Annotated in this window: 16 protein-coding genes and 1 tRNA gene; 10 read left to right on the top strand and 7 right to left on the bottom strand. The window is 65.7% G+C overall.

Going from position 1 to position 21,518, the window contains the following annotated elements; genetic code table 11:
• Positions 1-18 precede the first annotated feature (18 nt).
• Positions 19-1,578: a photosystem II chlorophyll-binding protein CP47 gene (gene psbB, locus H9532_RS01210; protein ID WP_296364964.1), complete on the bottom strand. Its 1,560-nt coding sequence runs from the start codon at positions 1,576-1,578 to the stop codon at positions 19-21.
• 290 nt (positions 1,579-1,868) lie between these two features.
• Between psbB and H9532_RS01205 the strand changes: the two genes are divergently transcribed.
• Both H9532_RS01205 and psbM read left to right on the top strand, forming a co-directional pair.
• A complete protein-coding gene (locus tag H9532_RS01205; protein ID WP_296364962.1) occupies positions 1,869-2,351 on the top strand; it encodes a 2Fe-2S iron-sulfur cluster-binding protein in 483 nt (160 codons plus the stop codon).
• A gap of 48 nt (positions 2,352-2,399) precedes the next feature.
• The gene (psbM, locus tag H9532_RS01200; RefSeq protein ID WP_010311839.1) at positions 2,400-2,504 is read left to right on the top strand and encodes a photosystem II reaction center protein PsbM; all 105 of its coding nucleotides are present in this window, start codon (positions 2,400-2,402) and stop codon (positions 2,502-2,504) included.
• A gap of 106 nt (positions 2,505-2,610) precedes the next feature.
• Here the strand turns inward: psbM and H9532_RS01195 are convergent, their stop codons facing one another.
• Positions 2,611-3,459 (bottom strand): universal stress protein, encoded by an 849-nt coding sequence (locus tag H9532_RS01195; protein ID WP_296364960.1) that lies wholly within the window; start codon positions 3,457-3,459, stop codon positions 2,611-2,613.
• 67 nt (positions 3,460-3,526) lie between these two features.
• On the opposite strand from H9532_RS01195, the gene H9532_RS01190 reads away from it, so the two are divergent.
• The 5 genes from H9532_RS01190 (at position 3,527) to H9532_RS01170 (ending at position 6,988) form a co-directional block, all read left to right on the top strand.
• On the top strand, positions 3,527-3,976 hold the full coding sequence (locus tag H9532_RS01190; RefSeq protein ID WP_296364957.1) for an acyl-CoA thioesterase: 450 nt from the start codon (positions 3,527-3,529) through the stop codon (positions 3,974-3,976).
• A gap of 141 nt (positions 3,977-4,117) precedes the next feature.
• Positions 4,118-5,275: a DNA-processing protein DprA gene (locus H9532_RS01185; RefSeq protein ID WP_296364955.1), complete on the top strand. Its 1,158-nt coding sequence runs from the start codon at positions 4,118-4,120 to the stop codon at positions 5,273-5,275.
• 24 nt (positions 5,276-5,299) lie between these two features.
• Positions 5,300-6,202, top strand: coding sequence for a peptide chain release factor N(5)-glutamine methyltransferase (gene prmC, locus H9532_RS01180; RefSeq protein WP_296364953.1), 903 nt, complete (start codon positions 5,300-5,302; stop codon positions 6,200-6,202).
• Positions 6,203-6,221: 19 nt separating this feature from the next.
• The gene (locus H9532_RS01175; protein ID WP_296364951.1) at positions 6,222-6,827 is read left to right on the top strand and encodes an L-threonylcarbamoyladenylate synthase; all 606 of its coding nucleotides are present in this window, start codon (positions 6,222-6,224) and stop codon (positions 6,825-6,827) included.
• Positions 6,824-6,988, top strand: coding sequence for a hypothetical protein (locus H9532_RS01170; RefSeq protein ID WP_296364948.1), 165 nt, complete (start codon positions 6,824-6,826; stop codon positions 6,986-6,988). The genes H9532_RS01175 and H9532_RS01170 overlap by 4 nt, the downstream gene beginning before the upstream one ends.
• A 119-nt stretch (positions 6,989-7,107) precedes the next feature.
• On the opposite strand, the gene psaB is transcribed toward H9532_RS01170, so the two are convergent.
• Together psaB and psaA are read right to left on the bottom strand one after the other, a co-directional pair.
• The gene (psaB, locus tag H9532_RS01165) at positions 7,108-9,318 is read right to left on the bottom strand and encodes a photosystem I core protein PsaB (protein ID WP_296364946.1); all 2,211 of its coding nucleotides are present in this window, start codon (positions 9,316-9,318) and stop codon (positions 7,108-7,110) included.
• Between the two features lie 19 nt (positions 9,319-9,337).
• The gene (gene psaA / locus H9532_RS01160) at positions 9,338-11,641 is read right to left on the bottom strand and encodes a photosystem I core protein PsaA (protein ID WP_010311856.1); all 2,304 of its coding nucleotides are present in this window, start codon (positions 11,639-11,641) and stop codon (positions 9,338-9,340) included.
• 467 nt (positions 11,642-12,108) lie between these two features.
• On the opposite strand from psaA, the gene H9532_RS01155 reads away from it, so the two are divergent.
• Complete coding sequence (locus H9532_RS01155) at positions 12,109-13,515, top strand: hypothetical protein (RefSeq protein ID WP_296364944.1); 1,407 nt, start codon at positions 12,109-12,111, stop codon at positions 13,513-13,515.
• On the top strand, positions 13,512-15,290 hold the full coding sequence (gene cobJ / locus H9532_RS01150) for a precorrin-3B C(17)-methyltransferase (protein ID WP_296364942.1): 1,779 nt from the start codon (positions 13,512-13,514) through the stop codon (positions 15,288-15,290). Before H9532_RS01155 ends, cobJ begins: the two co-directional genes overlap by 4 nt.
• Before the next feature lie 3 nt (positions 15,291-15,293).
• On the opposite strand, the gene H9532_RS01145 is transcribed toward cobJ, so the two are convergent.
• Positions 15,294-15,367 (bottom strand) — tRNA-Pro (locus H9532_RS01145).
• A 124-nt stretch (positions 15,368-15,491) separates the two neighbouring features.
• On the opposite strand from H9532_RS01145, the gene lipA reads away from it, so the two are divergent.
• Positions 15,492-16,361 carry a lipoyl synthase gene (lipA, locus tag H9532_RS01140; RefSeq protein WP_296364940.1) on the top strand — a complete coding sequence of 290 codons (870 nt, stop codon included), beginning with the start codon at positions 15,492-15,494 and terminating at the stop codon, positions 16,359-16,361.
• Between the two features lie 12 nt (positions 16,362-16,373).
• On the opposite strand, the gene H9532_RS01135 is transcribed toward lipA, so the two are convergent.
• Both H9532_RS01135 and gltB read right to left on the bottom strand, forming a co-directional pair.
• A complete protein-coding gene (locus tag H9532_RS01135) occupies positions 16,374-16,592 on the bottom strand; it encodes a hypothetical protein (protein WP_296364938.1) in 219 nt (72 codons plus the stop codon).
• 127 nt (positions 16,593-16,719) lie between these two features.
• Positions 16,720-21,303 (bottom strand): glutamate synthase large subunit, encoded by a 4,584-nt coding sequence (gene gltB, locus H9532_RS01130; protein ID WP_296364937.1) that lies wholly within the window; start codon positions 21,301-21,303, stop codon positions 16,720-16,722.
• Positions 21,304-21,518 lie beyond the last annotated feature (215 nt).

The following is a 21,518-nucleotide window of genomic DNA, read 5'->3' as shown; positions in this document are numbered from 1 at the left end:
GGATGAACCTCCTGGCGATCAGCTGAGGGTGGTGCCGGCGGGGGGCACGTAGCCCTCCGGCAGACGACGGGTGGAACGGTCGCCCAGTTTCTGGAACAGACCGAACTCAACCTGCTCGCCCAGATCCGGATCGATACCGGCGAACACATCGCGGTAGAGGGTGCGAGCACCGTGCCAGATGTGGCCGAAGAAGAAGAGGAGAGCGAAGCAAGCGTGGCCGAAGGTGAACCAGCCGCGGGGTGAGCTGCGGAAGGTGCCGTCGGAGTGGTAGGTCTCGCGATCGAATTCGAACGCTTCACCCAGCTGGGCCTTACGAGCCAGGCGCTTCACGTCCGCGGGGTCTGTGAAGGTCTGACCGTTGAGCGCGCCGCCATAAACGGTGGCGGTCACACCGGTTTGCTCGAAGGAGTACTTCGCTTCAGCGCGGCGGAAGGGGATGTCAGCGCGAACGATGCCCTGGCTGTCTTCCAGAACCACAGGGAAGTTCTCGAAGAAGTTGGGCAGACGACGCACTTCCAGATCGCGGCCGTCCTTATCTGTGAAGGCGATGTGACCCAACCAACCGGTGGGCAGGCCGTCGCCGTTCACCATCGGACCCACGCGGAACAGACCACCTTTGGCAGGGCTGTTACCGACGTAGTCGTAGAAGGCGAGCTTCTCAGGAATCGTGGCGTAGGCCTGTTCCTTGGTGGCGCCGTTGTCGAGTGCGGTCTGCACGCGGCGATTGATCTCGGTCTTGAAGTAGCCCTGGTCCCACTGATAACGAGTGGGGCCAAACAGCTCAACCGGGGTAGCAGCGGCGCCGTACCACATGGTTCCGGCCACCACGAAGGCGGCAAAGAACACAGCAGCGATGGCGCTGGAGAGCACCGTTTCGATGTTGCCCATGCGCAGAGCCTTGTAGAGGCGCTCCGGCGGGCGGGTGGTGATGTGGAAGATGCCGGCGATGATGCCGACGATGCCTGCAGCGATGTGGTGGGCCACGATGCCGCCCGGGTTGAAGGGGTTGAACCCTTCAGGACCCCAGGAGGGCTGCACCGGCTCGAGATGTCCGGTGATGCCATAAGCATCAGAGACCCACATGCCGGGGCCAAACACACCGGTGAGGTGGAAGGCGCCGAAGCCGAAGCAAGCGAGGCCGGCGAGCAGCAGGTGGATGCCGAAGATCTTGGGAAGGTCGAGGGCGGGCTCACCGGTGCGGGGGTCCTGCCAGATCTCCAGATCCCAGTAGGTCCAGTGCCAGATGGCGGCCAGGAAGAGGAGGCCGCTGAGAATGATGTGGGCTGCTGCCACACCTTCGAAGCTCCAGAAGCCGGGGTCAACACCGGTTTCGCCGGTGATGCTCCAGCCACCCCAGCTGCCTGTCACACCCAGACGGGCCATGAAAGGCATCACAAACATGCCCTGGCGCCACATCGGGTTGAGCACCGGGTCGGAGGGATCGAAGATGGCCAGCTCGTAGAGCGCCATGGAGCCGGCCCAGCCGGCTACCAGAGCGGTGTGCATGAGGTGCACGGCCAACAGTCGGCCCGGGTCGTTGATGACGACCGTGTGCACCCGATACCAGGGCAATCCCATGGGGGTTAGGTCCGGGGAAACAATCAGCCGCCCGCTCCGGGAAACCGGTAGGCGGTTGGCAACACGATCAGGTTTAGCCAGCCGAAACCAGCAGACACTTGATCCGTGCTGGCGATGGTAAGGGGTTCGCGTGGCTCACTGATTCGATCGCCGCACAGCTGAAACGTGCCGTGATGCCGTGGAGCCCGCCACCAGCGGAGCAGAGCCCTTCGCCAGGGGCTCCAGCGCCGAGCGGCGGTTACAAAACGCAACCCTCAGGCTCAGAATGCGGTGGTTGCCGAGGGATTGCCATGCCCGTGATTCGATTTGTGCGCGAAGGACGCGACGTGGAGTGCTACCCGGGGGAAAACCTGCGGGAGGTGGCCCTGCGGGAAGGCATCGCGCTCTATGGCCTCAAGGGTCAGCTCGGCAACTGCGGCGGTTGCGGCCAGTGCATCACCTGTTTTGTGGATGTGGTGGGCGAAAGCAGCCCCGGCAGTCTCAGCGGCCGCACCGGTGTTGAAGAGCAGAAGCTGCGCCGCCGGCCCCAAACGTGGCGCCTGGCCTGCCAGGCCCTGGTGAATCAATCCGTGGTGGTGCTCACCAAGCCGCAGACCGGACTGGCAGATCTCGATCAGAAGGTGAACCAGGCCACGGCCCAACCACTCCCGGCCGGCCCCACAGCCTGGCCGGTGCAGGAAAGTGAAGCCACAGACGACGACACAGATCCAGCTGACGCCGCCAGCGACGGCCAGCCCTCCGGGCAAACCACTACGAGCGATGAAGAGCCCTGATGGGCGCCTTGCGGCGGTGATACCGTCTTCGCGCTGAAGGCTTTTGCAATGGAAACCAACGATCTCGGCTTCGTCGCCAGTCTGATGTTCGTGCTGGTTCCGACCGTGTTCCTGCTGGTTCTGTACATCCAGACCAGCAGCCGCCAAGGTTGATCACCGGGCAGCTGAACAAGTTCTGAGCAAACGCAGAATCCCCGAAGCGGCCCTTGGCCACTCCGGGGATTTTTGTTGGGCTGGGTTGGCGGCGAGCTCGAAGGGCTCAGCGGCGTCCTTCGGGCTCGCGCACCAACAGCACCGGCGCCGGAGCATGCACACGGATGTAGTCGCTCACCGAAGAGCCGAGCAGGCGGTCGATATCCACCAGGCCACGTGCCACCAGAGGCCGGCGATCCTGCGAAGCGATCACCAACAGATCGGCCTTCTCATCGGCGGCCACCGCACACACGCCACGGCCGATGTCGCCGGTGCGGTGGATCGCCTTCATCTCCACCCCGAAACCACGGGCGCGCTGCACGGCTTTGTCCAGCACTTCATCCGCAGGGGACTTGCCGCCGCGGGATGGGGTGATGTCCTGACGGCTGATGTGGATGCCGGTGAGGCTGGCGCCGGGGGTATCACGCACCAGTTCACAGGCGAGCCGAAGGGCGTCATCCCCCACACCGGTGCCGTCCACGGCCACCATCACGCGGTTGATGTGGCGCACATAGAGGTCGTCGCGCACCAGCAGCATCGGCCGCGTGGAGAGCTGGAACACGTATTGGCTGGCGCTGTTGCTCAGGATGGATTGGAGGCGCCCCAAGCCGCGGGAGCCCATCACAATCAGATCGGCATTGAGCTCATCGGCCACCTTGAGCACGGTCTGCTTGGTGTCGCCCTGGCGGATGATCGTGTTCACCTCAGCCGGATTGAGCCCGAGGCGTTGCACAGCTTCGGCCACGATGCCGGCTGCCTTCTGTGAGTGCTCCGCGTAGTTCTCGCCCGCCTGCTCCGACACCACGTGCAGCAGGTTGATCCGGGCCTGACGCACGGCAGGGATGTCGCGCAGCATGCGCACCATCTCTTCAACATGGCCCTTGCCGGAATCGGCGATCAGAAGGTTGCGGAACACAGCCGTTGCAACGCGCTGGGGCAGCCTATGGCTGATCCGCCACGGCGGACCAACCGCAGCGAACACCGTGACGGAGCAACAACAACCGCAGCCCTGGCGCCTGATCCGGCGGGTGCTGCCCCAACACACCGACCACGCCGGCGTGATGTGGCACGGCGCCTATCTGAGCTGGCTGGAAGAGGCCAGGGTGGAAGCCCTCAGTGCCGCCGGGCTGGCCTACGCCGATCTGTCAGCCGAGGGCCTTGAACTCCCGGTTGTGGGCCTCTCCATCCAATACCGCCAGGCCCTGCTGCACGGCGAGGAGGTGTGCGTGAGCAGCTGGGTGTTGCCGCGTCAGGGCGTGAAGCTGCCCTGGCGCAGCCAGTTTGTGAAGGCCGACGGCAGCGTGGCTGCCGAAGCCGCCGTGGAGCTGGTGCTCGTTGACCTCTCCGGCGGACCGGGGCAGCGCAAGCTGATGCGGCGCCTGCCCGTCAGCCTGAGCCAAGCCGTCGAGCGGCTGCAACAGGGCGCAGCCTGAGACCCACCCCTCTCGCTATAGTACTGGCGTACTGGCAGGGATGGGTGCGTGGGAGTCGTGGTGCAGGCACCGTTTGCGTCAACCCGCGCATCCAGCGCAGCAGGCGGTGGGGGATCCGGTGGTGCACTGGCCCGGAGGCGGATGGAGCGCGGGCACGATCCGGCTGTCGAGCAGCAGCGCCTGTGGCGCTTGGTCTGGTCACGCTGTCCTGGCATCGGCTGGCAGCGCCTGGAGCGGCTCGAAGCAATGTTTGGCGGCCTGGCTGAGGCCTGGAGCGCCAGCTCCGAGCGGCTTGAGCATGCCCTCAGCGGCCACACCCGGCTGCACAAACGGGAACTTGAAGCGCTCGAGCACTACCGCAGTAGCCATGGGCCAGCGCCGATCAGCGATCCCGCCACCGCGGCGGAGCGCCGGCGCTGGGCGCAGCCGGCGCGTCTGCTGCCGAGCGACCTCACCTATCCAGAAGCACTCCTCAAGCTGGATCGCCCGCCGCTGCAACTGTTCTGGCGGGGGCAAGGATCACTCTGGCGCGCCCTGGGGAAGAGCCAGGCGGTCGCGGTGGTGGGCACACGCCGGCCCTCGCGCCATGGCCTCACGATGGCGCGGCTGATCGGCCGAGCCCTGGCCGATGCCGGCTGGCCGGTGGTGAGTGGGCTGGCCGAAGGCATCGATGCCGAAGCCCACGGCGGCTGCCTCGAAGCCGGAGGCAAACCCGTGGGTGTGCTGGGCACACCACTGAATCGCGTCTACCCGCGGCATCACACACATCTGCAGGCCGAGGTGGCAGAGCAGGGCCTGCTGGTGAGCGAACTGGCGGAGGGCACCCCAGGCCGCGCTGGGCATTTCGCCCTGCGCAACCGCCTGCAGGTAGGGCTGGCGCAGGCGCTGGTCCTGGTGGAGTGTCCGGCCAGCAGTGGCGCTCTGCATTCGGCCCAGTTGGCCTGGGAGCTTGGAATGCCGATCTGGGTGGTGCCCGCCGATGCAGGCCGAACCAGCGCTGCCGGCAGCAACCGCTGGCTTGGGCAGGGCGCCACACCGTTGATCAATCCAGCCGATCTGATCAATAGCCTGGGTGCAGGGCCGATCAGGCAGGCCCGCCGCAGCAGCGCGTCAACAACCGTGGCTCCCCTGCTGCAGCGCGAGGCGGCCCTATTGGCAGCCCTGGGAGCAGGCGCATCGCTGGATCAGCTCTGTGATCGCCTGCGCCAGGCCCCCGCTGTGATGAGCGAGCGGTTGCTGCGGCTGGAGCTGGCCGGGGTGCTGCGCAGTGAACCGGGCCTGTGGTGGCGGCCCTGCTGAGCCGCCTGTGCCTAGGGTTGAAACATGGCCAACACCGTTGCCGCAGCTGAACTCCTGCAGTGGCGGCGCACGCAACTGCAGGCCGGTGGTCAGGCCAGTCAGTTGGATTGGCTGCTGGATCTGGAGGGCGGCATCCGCTGGCAAACCCTGCAGCAACTGCGCCTGCACCCAGATCGAGCCGTGCCCCTGGCAGCGCCGCTCACGCGGCTTGCGCAGGTTTGGCAGGAGCACCTGCACCGAGGCACTCCGCTCCAATATCTGGTGGGCCGCTGCCCCTGGCGGGATCTGGAGCTGGAGGTGGCACCCGGTGCCCTGATCCCCAGGCAGGAAACAGAGCTGCTGATTGATCTGGCGACAGACCTCATCGCTCCAACCCTCCCGCCGCAGGATGGAGCCAACCCTTGGCTCTGGGCTGATCTGGGCACCGGTTCCGGCTGCCTGGCGCTGGCCCTGGCCCTGGCCTGGCCAGGCAGCAAAGGCTTTGCGGTGGATCAATCACCGCAGGCCCTCGCTCTGGCCGGGCGCAATCTCCAGGCTTATCCGCTCGAGGCAGCCGTGGAGCTGCGGCAGGGCAGCTGGTGGGAACCGCTGATCGATTCCGCCGGAACGCTCAATCTGGTGGTATCAAACCCTCCTTACATCCCCAGCGCCGTCTGGGCGGAACTGGAATCAGGCGTCCGGGATCACGAGCCCTCGCTGGCACTCGATGGCGGCGGTGACGGCCTTGATGCAATCCGAAGCATCGCAGCCGGCGCCAAGAGCCACCTGGCCCCGGGAGGTTGGCTGCTACTGGAGCACCACCACGATCAGAGCAGCGCGGTTGTGGACCTGCTGATTGCGGCTGGCTTAGAGCAGGTGCAGGCGCATCGCGATCTCGAAGGGGTGTTGCGGTTCGCCAGCGGCCGGCGCCCAGGCGCTACACCCTGAAGCAACGCATCACGCCACCATGACGAGCCTCAGCTGCAGCCCCAGCGCGCTGGCCGCACGGCTGCTGGCAGGCGAGGCCGCCATCTTTCCAACAGACACACTCCCAGCCCTGGCCAGCCGGCCCGAAGCCGCCAACCTGCTCTGGGAGCTCAAACAGCGGCCACGGCACAAGCCCGTGATCCTGATGGCGGGCACAACCAACGCCCTGCTGCACTGCCTCGGACGCCCGATCGAACCGGCCTGGCAGAACATGGCTGAGCGCTACTGGCCTGGAGCCCTCACCCTGGTGCTGCCAGCGCAAGGGCCTTGGCTGGAGCAGCTCAACCCAGGCGGTGCAACCCTGGGCTTGCGGCTGCCGGCCTGCCCTGCAGCGCTGGAGCTGCTGGCCCTGAGCGGCCCGCTGGCCACCACAAGCGCCAACCGATCCGGCGAGCCGGCCTGCCTCGATCACCAAGAAGCGGCGGCTCGCTTTCCTCAGGTGGCCCAACTCGGCCCAGTGCCCTGGCCCGCACCCTCGGGGCAGGGCAGCACGGTGATCGAGTGGTTGCCGGAAGGTGGCTGGAAACTGCTGCGGGCCGGTGCTGTGATGCCGCCAGAGCTGAGCACACACGGCACCTCGGCATGACAGCCCTGATCCTGCTGATTGCAGCGCTGCTGGGGTTCAACCACTGGCTGCTCGAACCCGCGGTGCAAGCGAGCAGTGATCTGCTCGAGCTGAAGCTGCTGCCCTGGCTGGTGCTTGGCGTTGCCGCCTGGTTGCTGGCCGGGCGAACTGGCGAAGGCTGAGCGACAACAGGGGTGAACCAACACACGAAAAAGCCCCCGGCCAAAGCCGGAGGCTGAAGTCGTCCCTCGAAGAGGGCAAGAGGTGAGAGGAAGCGGCTGAACGAATCAGCCGCTTGGGATCAACCGAACTTGCCGGAAGTTGAGGCGATCAGGAAGGCGGCGTAGGTCACGAAGTAGCCCACGGTGAAGTGAGCCAGACCAACCACACGGGCCTGAACGATCGAGAGAGCCACGGGCTTGTCGCGCCAGCCCACCAGGTTGGCGAGCGGAGTGCGCTGGTGAGCCCAGACGATGGTCTCGATCAGTTCCTGCCAATAACCGCGCCAGGAGATCAGGAACATGAAGCCGGTGGCCCAGATCAGGTGACCGAACAGGAACATCCAGGCCCAGACGGCAAGGTTGTTGCTGCCATACGGGTTGTAACCGTTGATCAGCTGAGAGGAGTTGAGCCACAGGTAGTCGCGGAACCAGCCCATCAGATAGGTGCTGGATTCGTTGAACTGAGCCACGTTGCCCTGCCAGATGGCGAGGTGCTTCCAGTGCCAGTAGAAGGTGAGCCAGCCCACGGTGTTCAGGGCCCAGAAGACAGCCAGATAGAAGGCGTCCCAGGCACTGATATCGCAGGTGCCGCCACGGCCGGGGCCGTCGCAGGGGAAGGAGTAGCCGAAGTCCTTTTTGTCGGGCATCAGCTTGGAACCCCGGGCATCCAGGGCGCCCTTCACCAGGATCAGGGTGGTGGTGTGCAGACCCAGGGCGATGGCGTGGTGCACCAGGAAGTCGCCAGGGCCGATCTGCAGGAACAGATCGTTGCCACCGTCGTTGATGGCATCCATCCAACCGCCCATGTAAGCGGCGCTGGCATTGCTGGCGGCGCTGCCGGCGTTGGAGAGGAGCACATCGAAGCCGTACATGGCCTTACCAGAGGCGGCCTGCACGAACTGAGCGAACACCGGCTCCACCAGGATCTGCTTCTCGGGGGTACCGAAGGCCACCACCACGTCGTTGTGGACGTAGAGGCCGAGGGTGTGGAAACCGAGGAACAGAGACACCCAGCTCAGGTGGCTGATGATCGCTTCTTTGTGCTCGAGCATCCGAGCCAGGACGTTGTCCTTGTTGGCTTCGGGGTCGTAATCACGGATGAAGAAGATCGCACCGTGAGCGAAGGCACCGCACATCAGGAAGATGGCGATGTACTGGTGGTGGGTGTAGAGCGCAGCCTGCGTGGTGTAGTCCTTCGCGATGAACGCGTAGGACGGCATCGAATACATGTGCTGCGCAACCAGGCTGGTCACAACGCCCAGGGAAGCCAGGGCCAGACCGAGCTGGAAGTGGAGCGAGTTGTTGATGGTGTCGTAGAGACCCTTGTGGCCAGCGCCGAGGTCACCAGGGGTGCCCTTGGGCGGGTTGTGGGCTTCGAGGATCTCGCGGATCGAGTGGCCGATACCGAAGTTGGTCCGGTACATGTGGCCGGCAATCACAAACAGACAGCCAATCGCCAGGTGGTGATGGGCAATGTCGGTGAGCCAGAGGGCCTCACTCTGAGGGTGGAAACCACCCAGGAAGGTGAGGATGGCGGTGCCTGCGCCTTCTGAAGTACCGAACACCTGATAGGCGGTGTCGGGGTTCTGGGCGTAGACGCCCCAGTTGCCGGTGAAGAACGGAGCCAGACCCGCGGGGTGAGGCAGCACATTCAGGAAGTTGTCCCAACCAACGTGCTGACCGCGGGATTCAGGAATCGCCACGTGCACGAGGTGGCCGGCCCAAGCGATGGAGCTGAAGCCGAACAGCACCGCGAGGTGGTGGTTCAGGCGGGATTCAGCGTTCTTGAACCAGGCCAGGGAAGGCCGGAACTTGGGCTGCAGGTGCAGCCAGCCAGCGAACAGAGCCCAGGCCGACAGGATCATCATGAAGATGGAACCCTGATACAGCTCGGCGTTGGTGCGCATACCGATCGTGTACCACCAGTGGTACACGCCGGAGTACGCAATGTTCACCGGGGAGGAGGCGCCAGCCTGAGTGAAGGCCGTGATGGCGCCTTGGCCGAAGTGGGGATCCCAGATCGCGTGAGCGATGGGACGGACATGCAGAGGATCGGCGACCCACTGCTCGAAGTTGCCCTGCCAGGCGACGTGGAACAGGTTGCCCGAAACCCAGAGGCCGATGATCGCGAGGTGACCGAAGTGGGTGGAGAAGAGCTTTTGGTAAAGCTTCTCCTCCGTCATTCCGTCATGGCTCTCGAAGTCGTGAGCCGTGGCGATCCCGTACCAAATACGACGGGTTGTCGGGTCCTGTGCCAGACCCTGGCTGAACGAAGGAAATTTCGTTGCCATTGGGAAAGGTCAGGAGAGGTCAGCCGACCGCAATGATGCGGGCCAGGAAGAACGACCAGGTGGTCGCGATGCCGCCCAGCAGATAGTGGGCAACACCGACGGCACGGCCCTGGGTGATGGAGAGCGCCCGCGGCTGAATGGCGGGAGCAACCTTCAGCTTGTTGTGAGCCCAAACGATGGACTCAATCAGCTCTTGCCAGTAGCCGCGGCCGCTGAACAGGAACATCAAGCTGAACGCCCAAACGAAGTGGGCACCCAGGAACATCAGACCGTAGGCACTGGTGGCAGAGCCATAGCTGTTGATCACCTGTGCGGCCTGAGCCCACAGGAAGTCACGCAGCCAGCCGTTGATCGTGATGGCGCTGTTGGCAAAGTTGCCGTTGGTGATGTGAGACACGGTTCCGTCAGCGTTGACGGTGCCCCACACGTCGCTCTGCATCTTCCAAGAGAAGTGGAAGATGACGATCGACAGGGAGTTGTACATCCAGAACAGGCCCAGGAACACGTGGTCCCAAGCCGACACTTGGCAGGTACCGCCACGGCCGGGGCCGTCGCAGGGGAAGCGGAAACCGAGGTTCGCCTTGTCGGGAACCAGACGGCTGCTGCGGGCATACAGAACGCCCTTCAGCAGGATCAGCACCGTCACGTGAATAGTGAAGGCGTGAATGTGGTGGACCATGAAGTCGGCCGTTCCCAGGGGGATCGGACCGGCAGCCACCTTGCCGCCCACGGCCACCACGGTGCCGTTGAACACTTCGCTCACGCCGGCGAGGGCGTTGGGAGCGGTGCTACCGGCAGCAGCAGCGTGCAGACCCTGAATCCACTGCGCGAAGACGGGCTTCAGGGCAATGGCGGAGTCGCTGAACATGTCCTGGGGACGGCCCAGGGCACGCATGGTGTCGTTGTGGATGTAGAGGCCGAAGCTATGGAAGCCCAGCCAGATGCACACCCAGTTGAGGTGTGAGATCAGGGCATCACGCGCCTTGAGCACCCGGTCAAGCACGTTGTCCACATGCTTGGCGGGGTCGTAGTCGCGGATCATCGCGATGGCGGCGTGGGCGCCGGCACCAACGATGAGGAAGCCACCGATCCAGGTGTGGTGGGTGAAGATCGACAGCTGGGTCGGGTAGTCGATGCCGATGTAGGGATACGGAGGCATCGCATACATGTGCTGAGCCACGATGATGCTCAGCGAGCCCAGCAGCGCCAGGTTCACAGCCAGCTGAGCGTGCCAGCTGGTGGTCATGAACTCGTAGAGACCGTCATGACCGTTGGAGGCGGGGAACAGCAGGGGGTCGCCCTTCTGGCCCTCGAGGATCTCCTTGATGCTGTGGCCGATGCCCCAGTTGGTCCGGTACATGTGACCGGCCACGATGAACAGCACCGCAATCGCCAGGTGGTGGTGAGCGATATCGCTCATCCACAGGCTGCCGGTTACAGGATTCAGACCACCCTTAAAGGTGAGGAAATCGCTGTAAGCGGCCCAGTTACCGGTGAAGAAGGCATTGATGCCAGCACCGAAACCGGGGAACAGCTGGGCGATGAGGTCCTGGTTCAGGAACTCGTGGGGGAGGGGAATGTCGGCGTAGGTGGCGATGGTTTTGCCGTTCAGCGCCAGTGGCTTGCCGGCGTCGATGGCATCCATCAGCGCGGTCGTGGGCAGCGACACATGGATCAGGTGTCCAGCCCAGGACAGGGAGCCCAGACCAAGCAGACCGGCCAGATGGTGGTTGAGCATCGACTCAACGTTCTGGAACCACTCGAGCTTGGGAGCTGCCTTGTGGTAGTGGAAGACGCCGGCATTGAGCATCAAGCCGGCCATCACCAGAGCGCCGATGGCCAGAGCCATCAGCTGCGTTTCGTTGGTGATGCCCCAGGCCCGCCACACATGGAAGAGGCCGGAGGTGATCTGAATGCCGTGGAAACCGGCACCCACATCGCCATTGAGGATTTCTTGGCCGAACACGGGCCAAACCACCTGCGCACTGGGTTTCACGTGCGTGGGGTCGGCCAGCCAGCCGGAGTAGTTGGAGAAGCGAGCGCCGTGGAAGAAGGCACCGCTCAGCCAAATGAAGATGACGGCCAGGTGACCGAAGTGGGCCGAAAAGATCTTCCGGCTGACCTCTTCGAGATCACTGGTGTGGCTGTCGAAGTCGTGAGCGTTGGCGTGGAGGTTCCAAACCCACGTGGTGGTTTTGGGACCTTTGGCAAGGCTGCGATCGAAATGGCCGGGCTTACCGAACAGTTCGAAGGTGGCCGGGTTGTTCACCCGGTCGACCTGGGCCTTCGCCGTTTTCCCACGCTCTGGTGGGCTGATGGTCATCGAGACGTTCCTCGAGGGACGGGGTCGAGGTGGAGGTCCACCCTTCCGGCCTGACGCGCCGAACGAATCGGCAGCGGGAGACCAGTGGAGCCACAGGCACAGCGGAAAACCGCGTTCACCCATGGGCGCCGACATGAACAGGGAACGCAGCCGAAGCCGAAACCCCTTTTCATGACTGGCACTTGGGCCCCAGAAAGGGGACCGCTGGCGGAAGTATAAAAGTGAATTGCGAGCCCTTTGGCCTGGCAGTTACAAAGGTTCAATCCGGAGCCGGGCCAGTCAGGGACTGAGCTCTCGCGGCAGAAAAACATCAGCGAAAAAACGCGTGTTTAAGCAGTTTCTGTAGGCAATGGCGATCAATTAGCGCTTCTTTTTTGTTAGCAATCGCCACTTGCGCGCTGGGTTGTTGTCCGCAACCCTGCAGAATGTGGCGAACAAGCTCCACACGAGCATCGGGAGGCAACAACATGCTGGCGGCACCGCGGCGGGCGCTTGTAGCCCTGGTGCTGATGGTGCTCACGCTCGTGAGTGGAGGCTGCGGCAGCAAAGCCAGCCCAGGTGCATCAGCGGCGAGCCCCAGCAGCCTGAGCGCCACACCCCCCGCAGGCGCCCTGCAGGAAGTGGCACCCCCCGGTGCAGTGCAGCAACTGAATGAACGCCTGAATGAGCGCTCGCCCCAGGTGCGCGTGCTTGCCCCCCAGGACAACGCCCTGCTGCCGGCTGGTCCCTGGAAGCTGAAGCTGCAGGTGAGCGATTGGCCGTTGAGTGATGCAGGCGCGCTTGGCCTCGGCCCCCATCTGGTGGTGCAGCTCGACGATCAAGAACCGATCCGGATCACCAGCCTTGAAGGTGCATCCGCTGTGGCGATGCCCGATCTACGCCCTGGCAGCCACCGCATCACCGTGTATGCCGCCAGGCCCTGGGGAGAAGCGGTGAAAGCCCCCGGTGCCAGCACTCAGATCCGGGTGCATCGCGTGGCACGGAACGCCGCCGAGCTACCGGCCAGCGGCAGTGCCCAGCTGGTCGCTGCCAGCCCCGATGCCCAACAGGCGATGGAGCCGGTGCTGATCGACTGGCTCTTGCTGGATGCCCCCCTGCAGAACCTCCGCGGCGACGACGCCCGCTGGCGGCTACGCATCAGCGTGAATGGCGACAGCTTCCTGGTCGACCGGCAAACACCCCTGTGGCTGAAGGGCTTCAAGCGCGGCAGCAATGCGGTGCAGCTGGAACTGCTTGATGGGCGCGGCGATCCACTGAACCCCCCGTTCAACAGCGTGGTGCGGGAGGTGGTGATCGGCACCTCAGGTCCTCAACCCGCCTGGCTACGCACTCGCCTGTCCGCCACGGATCTGGCCCTGCTCAGTGGTGAGCAACGTGTTGCTGAAGCTGAGCCTGAGGCCGCAGCGGCCCCAGAGGCAAAGGCGCTGAACACCAACACCCAGCCGAGCGCACCCAGCCTGGAGCCCGAGACGACAGCAACCAGCGAGCCCAAGGCCGACACCGAGCCGCCGGCCGAGCCTGAGCCAAAGGCCGAATCTGAGTCCAGCAGCGAGCCGGAACCCGAAGCCAGCGCCGCTATCCCACCAACCGATGAGACCAGTGCCCCGGCAGACGATCCGGAGCGCAGCAATCCAGCGTCCGAGACCCCCACGCCCTCTGCCGAACCGGATGCTCCCGCCGGAGGCCAAACCCCCGAACCCCAAGCCCCCGCTGAACCCCAAGCCGCTGCCGTTGTGCAACCGGCACCGGAGCGCCTGGCACCGCAAACCAGCCTCACAGGCTCAGCCCGCGACCAGGTGAATGCCGACGGCGAACTGCTGAAGCCCTCCGCCCGCGGCCCTCTGGCCGGGCTGCGGGAGAAGCTGGGTGGATGAGTGAACGCCTGAGCTGGGGTCTGTCCCTCAGTCAAAACGCCCTGCCCCTGTTGCGTCAGCTGCTGGAGCACGGCCTGATCGATCGCATCGCCAGCCCTGCCGATGGCGTGGCCTGGCAAAGCGGGGATGTGCCAGGGTTTTTGGCGAGCGAATGGCCGCGCAGCCGCGCCTTTGTCGCCATCGGCGCCTGCGGAGCCATCACCCGGCTAATCGCACCACTTCTGCAAAGCAAACAGCACGACCCCGCCGTGGTGGTGGCCGACCCCCAGGGCCGTTTTGCCATTCCGCTGCTGGGCGGCCATGGCGCCGGAGCCGAAGCGTTGGCTCAGGCTGTAGCGGCCTTGCTGGGCGGAGAGGCCGTGCTCACGGGAGCCAGCGCGGGCAGGGGGCAACTCGCCCTGGATGCTTTCGGAAACCGCTGGGGCTGGCGCCGCGGACCTGGCGACTGGGATGCGCTGATGAAAGCAGCAGCCCGCGGCGAAGCGGTTCAGCTGGAGCACCACAGCGGCAATGCACGCTGGCTGCAGTTGCCTGGCTTGCCGGAGCGCGGTTCGCATGGCATCCAGCTCAGCGTGGGTGTGGAGCGGGGCGATCACTGCCGCTGGCATCCGCCGGCTCTGTGGGTCGGCATGGGCTGTGAGCGCGGCACAAGCCTTTCACTGCTGCAGCGTTGCCTCGAGGAGAGCCTCGCGGCTGAAGGGCTGGCCCCAGAAGCGGTGGCCGGCCTCGCCAGCGCCGATCGCAAAGCCGATGAACCGGCCCTGCTCCAGCTAGCCGCTCAGCACGGCTGGCCCCTGCGCTGCTTCAGCAGCGCCGCTTTAAACGCAGTGCCGGTACCCAATCCATCGGCGGTGGTGCAAGCCGAGCTGGGCACTGCCAGCGTGGCCGAGGCGGCAGCGCTGCTGGCTGGAGGCCCGCAAGCCAGGCTGCGCACGCCAAAAAGGATCGAACGCGCCCGCGATGGCGAACAGGGCGCCGCCACGGCAGCCATCGCCCAGGCCGCCGCCCAGTGGGCTCCCCAGCGAGGGTGTCTGCATCTGATCGGCAGCGGACCCGGCAGCCTGGCGCTGCTCACCCCCGATGCCCGCGCGGCCCTGGCCACCAGCAGCGTGTGGGTGGGCTACGGCCTCTACCTGGATCTGCTGGAGCCCTTGCGCAGACCCGATCAGTTGCGCAGCGATGGGCAACTCACCCAGGAGCGCGAACGCTGCCGTGAAGCGCTGGAGCTGGCCTGCCAAGGGCTCACGGTGGCACTGGTGTCCTCGGGCGACAGCGGTATCTATGGCATGGCCGGCCTGGCGCTGGAGCAGTGGATGGCCCTGGCGGAACAGGATCGCCCAGCCTTCCAGGTGCATCCGGGGATTTCCGCGCTGCAGCTGGCGGCGGCCCGGGCCGGCGCACCGCTCATGCACGACTTCTGCACCGTGAGCCTCAGCGATCGGCTCACCCCTTGGGAGGTGATCGAGCGCCGCCTGAGGGGAGCAGCGGCAGGCGATTTCGTGGTGGCGCTCTACAACCCGCGCTCCAAAGGGCGCGATTGGCAGCTGGGCCGGGCGCAGGAGCTGCTGCTGGAGCATCGGCCGCCCCATACGCCAGTGGTGCTAGCCCGCCAGTTGGGCCGCGAGGAAGAAACGGTGAGCCTGCATGAGCTGGCCACGCTGCCCATCCACCAGGTGGACATGCTCACCCTGGTGCTGATCGGCAACAGCAGCAGCCGCGTGGAAGGCGGTCGGATGGTGACCCCAAGGGGCTACCCAGGCGCCGAACTCAGCTGAAAGTCGGGATGACAGGATTCGAACCTGCGGCCCCTTCGTCCCGAACGAAGTGCGCTACCAAGCTGCGCTACATCCCGATGCCGGGAGTGTAGGAGATGGCCCTCCGGCAAGGGTTCTCGGGTAGCGGAGGACTCGGCCTGGGCGCTGGGGTCACTTTCTAGAGTTGGTGGCTGATCTGCGCCTGCGGGCGGTGGTGGCGCTGTGCTCAAACCCGACTGGCTGCGTGTGAAGGCTCCCCAGCGGGAGCGCATCGGCGAGGTGGCCGATCTGCTGCTGGATCTCAAGCTCAACACGGTGTGTCAGGAGGCCAGCTGCCCCAACATCGGTGAGTGCTTCGCCGGTGGCACCGCCACGTTCTTGATCATGGGGCCGGGCTGCACCCGCGCCTGCCCCTACTGCGACATCGACTTCGACAAGAGCGTTCGTGAGCTCGATCCCACCGAACCCGAGCGGCTGGGCGAAGCCGTGGCGCGGTTGGGACTCAAGCATGTGGTGATCACCTCGGTGAACCGCGACGACCTGGCCGATGGCGGGGCGAGCCAGTTTGTGGCCTGCATCGAGCAGGTGAAGCAGCGCTCACCGCTCACCACGATCGAGCTGCTGATCCCGGATTTCTGCGGCAACTGGGAAGCCCTGGCCGTTGTGATGGACGCCGCGCCCCATGTGCTGAACCACAACATCGAAACCGTGCCGCGGCTCTACAAAAAGGCCCGGCCCCAGGGGCTGTATGAGCGCTCGCTGGAGCTGCTGCAGCGGGTGCGCCAGGGCTGGCCCAGGGCCTACACCAAATCCGGCCTGATGGTGGGGCTGGGCGAAAGCGATGCTGAAGTGCTGGAGGTGCTGGCCGATCTGCGCCGCCATCAGGTCGACATCGTGACCATCGGCCAATACCTCTCGCCCGGGCCCAAACACCTGCCGGTGGATCGCTTCGTGACCCCAGAGCAATTTGAGGCGTTCCGGCGCCATGGCGAAACGGAGCTGGGATTCCTGCAAGTGGTGAGCACGCCGCTCACCCGCAGCAGCTATCACGCCGGCGAGGTGCAGCGGCTGATGGCTCAGCACCCCCGCTGAAGCGGGGGCACCTCAGGCTTCGGGATCGAGGCCCTCAGGATCAACGGGCTCCAGCAGGAATTCCGATTCGAGGGCGCAAGCTTCCAGCGCGAGTGGGCCGGCCGCCAGCTCATCAATGCGGGCGTTCACCAGGCTCACAGGAGCCGGAAGCTGAGCGCAGTGCTCGAGAAAGGCCACCGCCATCTGGCGGGCAAACAGCTGCTGGATCTGTTGAGCGAACTCGGGAGGCATGGCTGCCGGTGCGGTTGCAGGCAAGCTATGCAGCTCGGCTGGGAAGGCCGATCGGGCCAACCGAACCCGCCGGTGGGGCGAACCGACCGGCGGGAGCGTGAACCGAACCGAAGCGCCGGCTAACCGATCAGGCTGCCACCGCCTCCCGCTCAGCCAGGCCCACATTGGCCTTCTCGCTGGGGGGCACCAGCAGCTTGAAGCGTGCCTTCCAGGTGCTCCAATCGGCCAGGATCGCCGCGGCCTTGCTGCTGCCAGTGCTCTCGAGATGAGCCTCCAGCAGAGGCTTGAGCAGCGCTTCCTGCTCAGGGGTAGTGAGCGCGCAGATGGCCACGATCTCGGGGTTCACTCGCTCGCTCAGGCCGCCGGTTTCATCCAGCAGGAAGGCCACGCCACCGGTCATGCCGGCGGCCACGTTGCGGCCGGTGCTGCCCAGCACCACCACCACGCCACCGGTCATGTATTCGCAGCAATGGTCGCCGGCGCCTTCCACCACGGTTCGGGCACCGCTATTGCGCACGGCGAAGCGCTCACCGGCGCGGCCCAGGGCAAACAGCTCGCCGCCGGTGGCGCCATAGAGGCAGGTGTTGCCGAGGATCACCTGGCTGCCTGGATCACGGCCACCGGCAGGCGGCACCACGGTGATGCGGCCGCCATTGATGCCCTTGCCCACGTAGTCGTTGGCTTCGCCCACCAGGCGCACGTTCATGCCCTGCACGTTGAAGGCACCGAAGCTCTGGCCGGCGGCCCCCTCATAGGTGAGGTCGAGCTGGCCCTGGAAGCCGGTGTTGCCATGGCGCGCAGCGATCTCGCCGCCCAGGCGGGCGCACACGCTGCGATCGGTGTTGATGATCGGCAGGGTGCGGGCCACGCGGCCATGCCCCTCAAGGGCGGCCATCAGCTCGGCATCAGCCAGCAGCTGATCTTCGAGGATCGGGCCGTTGCCATGGGCTTGGGCGTCGTGCTTCAGCCAGGCGCGATCGGCAGCCTGGGGAATGGGATCGAGCAGGCAGGAGAGATCGATCGCCTTGGTTTTGGCCAGCTGCACAGCGCGGGGCTGCAGCAGCTCAGTGCGGCCGATCAGATCCTCGAGGCGAGCCACGCCGAGAACGCTCAGCAGCTGCCGCACTTCTTCCGCCACAAACAGGAAGAAGTTCACCACGTGCTCGGGGATGCCGGTGAAGCGCTTGCGCAGGGCTTCCTTCTGGGTAGCCACCCCCACCGGGCAGTTATTGGTGTGGCAAACGCGGGCCATGATGCAGCCCTCGGCGATCATCGCGATCGAGCCGAAGCCGTATTCCTCAGCACCGAGCAGGGCGGCGATGATCACATCCCAGCCGGTCTTGAGCCCGCCATCGGCGCGCAACAGCACCCGATCGCGCAGGCCGTTCTCGAGCAGGGAGCGGTGCACCTCGGTGAGGCCGAGCTCCCAGGGGCCGCCGGCGTGCTTGATCGAGCTCAGCGGTGAGGCGCCGGTGCCGCCGTCGTGGCCAGAGATCTGAATCACATCGGCATTGGCCTTGGCCACACCGGCGGCGATGGTGCCGATGCCGATCTCGGCCACCAGCTTCACGCTCACCTTCGCGGCGGGGTGCACCTGGTGCAGGTCGTGGATCAGCTGCGCCAGATCCTCAATGGAATAGATGTCGTGGTGGGGCGGCGGCGAGATCAGCGCCACACCGGGCTTGCTGTTGCGCAGCCAGGCGATATAGGGGTCCACCTTCGGACCGGGCAGCTGACCGCCTTCGCCGGGCTTGGCCCCCTGGGCCACCTTGATCTCCAGCTGCCTGCCGCTGCGCAGGTATTCAGGGGTCACGCCGAAACGGCCCGAAGCGATCTGCTTGATGGCGGAGCAGGCGGTGTCGCCGTTACGCAAGCCTTTGATCGTGGGCAGGGTGGCGGAGCGGCCCTCGCCGTCCACGTCTTGCAGGGCATGGAAGCGAGCCGGGTCTTCGCCGCCCTCGCCGCTGTTGCTCTTGCCGCCGATGCGGTTCATGGCGATGGCCAGCACCTCATGGGCTTCCCGTGAGAGGGCGCCGAGGCTCATGCCGCCGGTGCAGAAGCGCTCGCAGATGCTCTCCACGCTCTCCACCTGATCCAGGGGCAGGGCCGCCGGTGCCGGCTTGAGCTCGAGCAGATCGCGCAGCGCCGTAACCGGGCGGTTCTCCAGCAGCGTTTTGTAGGTGGAGAAGTGGTCGTAGCCGGGGCCGGCTTCCACAGCGGAGTGGAGCGCCTTGGCCATCTCCGGGCTGTTGAGGTGGTACTCGCCGCCGGTGCGGTACTGCACAAAGCCCATGAACTCGAGCTTGGTGCGGTTGAGCTCGGGGAAAGCCTTGGCGTGGAAGCTGAGGGTTTCGCTGGCCAGTTCGCTGAGGCTCAGGCCAGCCACGCGGCTGGTGGTGCCCTTGAACGCCAGTTCAATCAAGTCGGCACCAATGCCGATCGCCTCGAAGATCTGCGCGCCGTGGTAGCTGGCGAGCAGCGAAATACCGATCTTGGAGAGGATCTTGCGCAGGCCATCCTCGAGGGCCTTGCGCACATTGGCCTGCACCAGATCGGGCGTGAGGGCGGGCAATTTGCCGCGCTCAATGTTGGTCTGCACCTTGGGCTGTGCCAGCCAGTGGCGCGCTGTTTCCCAGGTGAGCCAGGGGCACACGGCGCTGGCGCCGAAGCCGATCAAGCAGGCCACGTGGTGGGTGCTCCAGCACTGGGCCGTATCGGCCACCAGTGAGGTCTGCAGGCGCAGGCCGAGATTGAGCAGGTGGTGGTGCACCGCACCCACCGCCAGCAGGGGCGGCATGTAGGTGGTGGTGGCGTTGATACCGCGATCGCTGAGCACAAGGATCTGGCTGCCGCTGCGCACGGCGGCTTCGGCGTCGGCCTTGAGCCGCTCCACAGCCGCCGCCAGCCCGGCGGGGCCATCGGTGATCGGCATCAAGGTGGAAAGGGTGCTGCAAGGGATGCCCTGCTGCGCTACGGCCGACAGCTCGGCTTCGTTGAGGATCGGGCTGCTCAGGTGCAAAGCGGCTGCAGCAGACGCCTGGGGCTGCAGCGGTGAACCGCGCTTGCCCAGGTGCATCTCCAGGCTCATCACCAGCTTTTCGCGCAGCGGATCGATCGGCGGGTTGGTGACCTGCGCGAAGCGCTGCTTGAAGTAGTCGTAAAGGAGGTGCGGCTTGTTGGAGAGCACTGCCAAGGGAATGTCGTCGCCCATGCAGTAGGTGGGCTCCTTGCCGGCACCGGCCATGTCTTCGATCACCAGATCGAAGTCTTCGGCGGTGAAGCCAAAGGCGGTCTGCTGCTGCAACAGATCCAGATCGCCGAGCTGGCGCTCCTGGGCCCAGGGCTGAACCCCCAGGTTGCGGCGGTGCTCGGCCAGCCACTGGCCATAGGGATGGCGCGAAGCGATCTCCTGCTTCACCTCCCAGTTGTGCAGCAGGCGACCGTTCTCCAGGTCGACGGCCAGCATCTGGCCGGGGCCGAGGCGGCCCTTCTCGATGATGCGGCTCTCTTCAAGCTCCACCACACCGGTTTCCGAGCCCATCACAACGAAGCCGTCGTTGGTGATGCAGTAGCGAGCCGGGCGCAGGCCGTTGCGATCGAGGGTGGCGCCCACGCTGCGCCCATCGGCGAACACCAGCAGGGCGGGGCCGTCCCAGGGCTCCTGGGTGCAGGCGGAGTATTCGTAGAAGGCCTGAATCTCAGGCTTATCGGCCAGCTCGGGCTGGTCGCGGAAGGCTTCCGGCACCAGCGTAAGCAGGCTCTCGGTGATCGGCCGGCCGCTGCGCACCAGCAGCTCCAGGGTGGCGTCGAGGTTGGCGGAATCACTGAAGGCCGGGTTCACCACCGGCTTGAGGTCTGCAGCGGCCTCACCCCACACCGCATCGAGATCGGCCTCGGAGGCGCGGGCCCAGTTGAGGTTGCCCAGCAGGGTGTTGATCTCGCCGTTGTGGCCGAGCAGCCGCATCGGCTGGGCCAGGGGCCAGCGGGGCAAAGTGTTGGTGCTGAAGCGGCGGTGATACACCGCAAAGCTCACGGCAAAGCGCTCATCGCGCAAGTCGCCGTAGAAGGCTGAGAGCACTTCCGAGCGCACCATGCCCTTGTAAACAACGGTGCGGCTGCTGAGCGACGCGAAATAGAGATCGCTGGGGCCGGCGCCCCAGGCCGCCCGAGCCCGATCACCGCAGCGGCGGCGCAGGCGGAACAGCAGCGATTCGAGGGCATCGCCGGCCTCAGCAGCGCTGAGCAGCCACTGCTCGATCACCGGCGCAGTCCCGCGAGCCAGAGGGCCGAGCACCGAGGCATCCACCGGCACCGCACGCCAGCCGAGGCTGGTGAGCCCCAGCTTGGCGGCCTCCTCATCGCAGAAGGCCTTGGCCTGATCGCGGCGAGCCGCATCGGCCGGCAGGAACACCATGCCCAGGCCGCGGCTGCTGCCGCTACTGGCGGCGGCCTCCGGCCACACCGCATCGAGATAGCTCCACGGAATGCCGCAGAGCACGCCGGCACCATCGCCGGAATCGCCATCGCCGCCGCAGCCGCCGCGGTGCTCCATGCAATCGAGGCCGCGCAAGGCCTGACGCAGCACCCAGTGGCTGGCTTCACCTTTCAGGCTGGCCAGAAAACCCACACCGCAGGCATCCTTCTCGCCGGCTACCGCCGCCGGGGCGGGGCTGTCGCGATGGGGCCATTCGGGGCGAGAAAACAGCGACATAACCCGGCGACAACCTGTTGCTTGTTGGTCCAGCGCGAGAGCGAACCAACCACCGGCAAACGGTGGGCACCAAGGGGCGGATCCGCACAAGATGTGCGCCGCAACCGCTGCCTTGGCCCTGATTCGCCCGGCCTAAGGCCGCGCTGCGAACTGCCAATCCTAGGAGCTGGTATTCCCTTAGCGCTGCCATCAGCCCGGGCGTGGCCAAAGGGGCT

It is taken from the genome of Vulcanococcus sp. Clear-D1 (assembly GCF_014654725.1).
In the GTDB taxonomy this organism is placed as follows: domain Bacteria; phylum Cyanobacteriota; class Cyanobacteriia; order PCC-6307; family Cyanobiaceae; genus Vulcanococcus.
This window is presented reverse-complemented; position numbering and strand designations above follow the sequence as displayed.